The following is a 5,394-nucleotide window of genomic DNA, read 5'->3' on the forward strand; positions in this document are numbered from 1 at the left end:
TGAATGTTTTTGAATTAAATTCTTGAAATTTTTACTTGATTTTCTATATTATAATGGTAACGGCAAAACTGTGGAAGCAAAAATTTCCACCGCGAGCACTCTTCTTAAGGAAAAATAAACTTTTTACTTGGTATTGTTTAGGCTTTTTACTTAATCTCTCTAATTTATCTATTTTGCTTAGCATCTTTTTACTTTTTATAGTTTCGAAAGAGGTCTAATTTTTCAGGATTCAAGTCAAAAATAAGCGATTCTCATTATCAAAAATGAAGTTATACATACTAATAACACACTCCATCTTCATAGCGGCATATTATCATGTTTTCTCCATATCTTTTCTTTCTTTTTATTTTGTAGCATTCTTAATGATTCATAAAGATGGTATCTTGTTTTACTTGGCACAATGATATCATCAATATATCCATGTGAAGCAGCAAAAAACGGATTTGCAAATTTATTTCGATATTCTTGAATGAGTGATTGTACACTGTCCTTCTTACCTTTAAATATAATTTCAACTGCACCTTCAGGGCCCATTACAGCTATTTCAGCGGTGGGCCAAGCATAATTTATATCGCCCATTAAATGCTTTGAATTCATAACAATATATGCTCCACCATACGCTTTTCTAGTGATTAAGCTAATCTTTGGTACAGTAGCTTCAGCGTATGCATAAAGCAATTTTGCTCCATGCTCTATTATATTGTTGTACTCCTGATTTATCCCTGGTAAAAATCCAGGAACATCAATAAAAGTTATAATAGGAATATTAAATGCATCGCAAAACCGAATAAACCTTGCAGCTTTCCTTGAAGAATCAATATCTAAACATCCTGCGAGATGCATAGGTTGATTTGCTATAATGCCAACTGCATTACCCCCTATTCTTCCAAATCCAATTATAATATTACGAGCAAAGTCTGGCTTTAATTCCGAAAATTTTCGTTCATCACAAACTTTTTCAATTAATTCATACATATTATAAGGAATGTTAGAGTTCATTGGAATTAAAGTATTCAAAGATTCATCAATATCATTAACTAAATCGTGAGTAGACTGAAATTCAGGCATACTTTGATTGTTAGAAGGTAAATAAGTTAAAAACTTACGCACTGCAAGTAACATTTCAATGTCATTATCAAAAGCTAAATCCGCAACTCCTGTCTTGCTTACATGAACACTAGTTCCTCCTAAATCTTCACAGCTTATGCTCTCATATGTCACTTTCTTCACTACATCAGGTCCAGTAATAAACATATATGAAGTATTTTTAACCATGAATGTGAAATCTGTTAACGCTGGAGAGTAGACCGCCCCACCTGCACACGGTCCCATAATTAAAGAAATTTGTGGAACCACTCCAGATGAATTTACATTTCTTTGAAAAATCTCTCCATAACCTGCAAGGGCATTTACTCCTTCTTGAATTCTTGCTCCACCAGAATCATTTAACCCTATGATAGGAGCCCTGGCATTAACTGCCATGTCAATAATCTTACATATCTTTTTTGCATGAGACGCACCAAGGGATCCACCAAATACAGTAAAATCTTGTGAATAAACAAATACTATTTTACCGTAAATGGTACCGTGCCCTATTATTACTCCATCACCTACAGAATTAACATTTGGCATTGCAAAATCAGATACACCACACTCTACAAATTTATCATATTCTTTAAAAGAATTTTCATCGAGTAAGACTTTAAGTCTTTCTCTAGCAGTTAATTTACCTTTCTCATGCTGTTTATCTACTCTATCTAAGCTACCACCTTCTTCTGCTTCTAAAGATCTATCATGCAACTTATTTAATATTTCAGGACTCCTCATGCAACTTTATAAAACAAAGTGAAATCTTACATTATTTTATTAAAATTACAAAATGTGATATCTACTCTTGAATAAATTTCATTTGCATCTCTTTTAAATGGAATTCCAATCGTTTTATTTTGCTGATTAATTCATCTTCAAGCTCTAAATTACCGCTTAATCTCGCTTCAATTTTTTCTTGCCGCAATGAACTTAGTTCCTGCAATAACATAATATTATTCCATACAGCTTTGGCAGAATTTGCATCACTTAATTGTTTACCCAAAGCACTTGTTTTATCGAATATATACTTTATGACTTTTTTCATGGATAAAACTTCTAATTTTTCTATCAAAATCTCTTGAGTTATATCAATTATTTCGCTCTTAATATCAATTATATGTTGTTTTAACTTCTCCATACTTTTGTTAACAATATCTAAATCAGCAAACTGCTCAAAGCAAATAGGGTTATTTAGTATATCAGGAAATGTAATCACTATATGCAGAATTATAATCTGATTCTGCTCTATTTCAATCAGTTCAGGAGAATGATTACGCAGGTATTCATGACTAAATTTTTTATTACTAGGAGGAGTTGTTTTTTTATTTCTAAGCTCAAAGACTTTACTATAAAAATAATCTTTATAGTATTTCTTAATTCTACTATTCTTTATGATGTTTACATACTCCATGAATTTATATTCTAGAATAGAGTATTTCTCTGGAGCAAATTTAGTGTAGTCTTGCAAGTTATTATTTACTACATGATCCCATAAAAACTCAGAGTGTAGTTTTGTAAAATTATTAAAAATAGTTAATATATTTTTTTTATTGTATTCTAATTCATTACATACATCGTATGGATCTTTATTCTTTGGCAAAACTACGAACTTCAATGTGTATCCTGGTTCTAGTACCTGTAAAACTAATTCAGCAATTCTTATAGCAGAACTATATCCAGCATTATCGCCGTCCATACAGATACATACTTCTTTAGTGAAGCTCCACAAATTTCTTATTTGTTCTAGAGAAATTGCAGTACCAAGTGGAGCAACAGAATTACAAATTTCTGCTTGATGCAAAGCTATTACATCCATATATCCTTCCACAACAAATGCATATTGCTTTTTTCGTATTTTACTTAAAGCAAAATTCATTGCATATAAATTATTCTTCTTTTTAAAAATCTCACTTTCTGGGCTATTCAAATATTTTGGTTGTTGTTCTGAATTTATTGCGCGTCCACCAAATGCTATAACTCTACCTGCAATATTATGTATAGGAAATATAAGTCTATTATAGAAATAATCACAAAAATTTTTACCTATGAGTGTTGCTTTTAGCAAAACATTATCTTCTATGTTAATAGAATTAAAGTACTGTTTTAATCCTGAAGATGGTGCATATCCTATTTTAAATTTACTTATAACTTTTGGGAAAATATTGCGTTGTTTTAAGTAATTCATTGCATTTAGATTATTACTTAATTCACGTGAAAACCAATTAGCAGCTAAATTAAGTGCTGAAAATATACCATTCTCTTGTTTTTCGATATAACGATTTTTTGGCAATTCTATTCCAACAACAAGTGCTAGTCTATCCACTACTTCCTTGAAGCTTAACCCTTCTGTTTTTGAAATAAACTCAAATATATCACCATAAGCAGAACAGCCAAAGCAGTAGTATAACCCTTTAGTATTATTTACTGAAAAAGATGGAGTTTTTTCATGATGAAATGGACATAATCCTATAAAATTATCTCCTCTTTTAACTAATTTAACTTTTTTACCAACAATGTCAGATAAGAGAAGCCTTGATTTTATAACATCTATATGATCCATTTTTGCTGTGTTAATTATAGAAAATATATAACTTTAATTTAACAAATATAGGGAGCTAATTTCTTAAAAGCATTTTGTATTGAATGGAAAACTCCACTTTCTACCTTAACATTTTGAAGATTAGAAGATGGTTCATTAGAATCAACAGCAGCACTTGAAAGTTCTTCATCAATAACACTACTTTTTCCTTCGTTATTTTCTTTTTTAGGATCAGATGCAATTTTTATTTGCTCACTAGCTTCAACACTATTATTTACATCACTTTTTTTCTCTATCTGCGGTAGTTTTAAAATTCTATGATAATTCTTATCAGAATATTCTTCTCTCTTTCTTTCAGCTAATATTTCTTTTCTATTTTGATTGTCAATTTGCGAAATATCAACGCCAGCTGAATACATATTATCTGTGTCTTGCTGAGGGTTATAAAAAGTACCACTCCTGTCGTAATTAGAGGAAAACAAACCTTTTACTCCTTTGCATACTGGAAATACAAAGCTCAAAGCAACTGTACCAATTAGCATAAAAATAGGAGATATAGGAATAAAGGATGATGCTACAGCAAGGCATAAAAAAATACTTAAGATATTACCTACACTAGGAAAAATTTTCATAATTATTTCACCTTCACTCATTGCTGGCTTGGGTTTTTCTTTCTTCTTTTTACCTAGAAAAGGAACTTTTTCTAAAAGCCCATCTTTAATAGAACCAATGGCCCCATTATCAGGGTCATAATCTACTCCAATTAGATTGCATGGAATCCTTAAAACAGTATCTTTAGCCTCAGTGGCACGCGCATCCTTCAAACAATCATGAACTATTTGTTGCGCTTTCTTATCATCATACTCTTGTAATTCCCTAATCTTACTATATACAGACAATAAAAAACGATAGAAATTTATTTCACTTAATATATCAACTTCTTTTATACTGCTAGACTCCTCAAATATTTCTTGTGTATAATCAAAATGTGGCTTCTCTTTACTTATCTTGCCTAAAAAAATCTTTTGCTCATCAGTCAGGGTTTCTTGCCCCGCATCTTTCCGTCTCTTTATCCAATACTCATCATCAAAAGAACGTACAAATCCATCAAAAATGAGTTTATGTTCTTTCTTTAAGCCGTCATAAAAGTTTTGTAATGCTACTTTATCTTCCGCTTTTCTATTTGGACCATAAATACTAATTTTTTCTTGGAAAGAAGTAAGAGCTGTCATGACTTATCACTAAAATTGTTTACCATATGAAGTATAACATATTTTCTATGCTAATACAACTTTTTATATGTAAAACAAGTAAATTATACTTAATCTCTATTTTAAAGTTTGAGTAAAAAATAATATTTTTTCTATTTGCATTAATATATAACCTCTATTTATTCCACTATTAATAGTAAAATCACTGAATCTTTTTTTATTGCTTAAAGGTAATTGAATATCACAGATTAAGCTCAATTTTCTCGTGCTAAGGTTACGTTTTTTTAACCTTTGCATTTGTATAAGTTTGCTAGTGTGAACGAAAATGATAAAATCACAATATAAGTAAAATTTTGCTTCTAAGAGTAATGGAACATCCAAAATAACAAATTTTCTTTTTGCTCTACTTTCTATCTTAAGAAAAGATTTTAGTTGTTCCAACACTAAAACATGAACTATAGATTCAAACGTTTTCCAATTTTGATTATAAGTCAAAAAGTGTTTTGATAACATTGATCTATCTATTATCCCATTTATTAGCACATCTGGAAAATA

General features: G+C 30.2%; 4 protein-coding genes. All 4 read right to left on the reverse strand.

Translation table 11 applies throughout. The features are described 5' to 3' along the window. Nucleotides 1–297: 297 nt before the first annotated feature. Nucleotides 298–1,827 (reverse strand): acyl-CoA carboxylase subunit beta, encoded by a 1,530-nt coding sequence (locus tag V6U76_RS04290; protein WP_333023822.1) that lies wholly within the window; start codon nt 1,825–1,827, stop codon nt 298–300. 61 nt (nt 1,828–1,888) lie between these two features. Continuing rightward, the gene (gene dnaG, locus V6U76_RS04295; protein WP_333023824.1) at nt 1,889–3,649 is read right to left on the reverse strand and encodes a DNA primase; all 1,761 of its coding nucleotides are present in this window, start codon (nt 3,647–3,649) and stop codon (nt 1,889–1,891) included. Nucleotides 3,650–3,687: 38 nt separating this feature from the next. Next, on the reverse strand, nt 3,688–4,860 hold the full coding sequence (locus V6U76_RS04300; protein WP_333023826.1) for a hypothetical protein: 1,173 nt from the start codon (nt 4,858–4,860) through the stop codon (nt 3,688–3,690). A 96-nt stretch (nt 4,861–4,956) separates the two neighbouring features. Further along, nucleotides 4,957–5,394: dephospho-CoA kinase (locus tag V6U76_RS04305; protein WP_333023827.1), on the reverse strand; the 438-nt coding region annotated here is incomplete at its 5' end.

The sequence above is a fragment of the Wolbachia endosymbiont of Pentidionis agamae genome (genome assembly GCF_036711655.1).
Taxonomy (GTDB): domain Bacteria; phylum Pseudomonadota; class Alphaproteobacteria; order Rickettsiales; family Anaplasmataceae; genus JAZHPY01.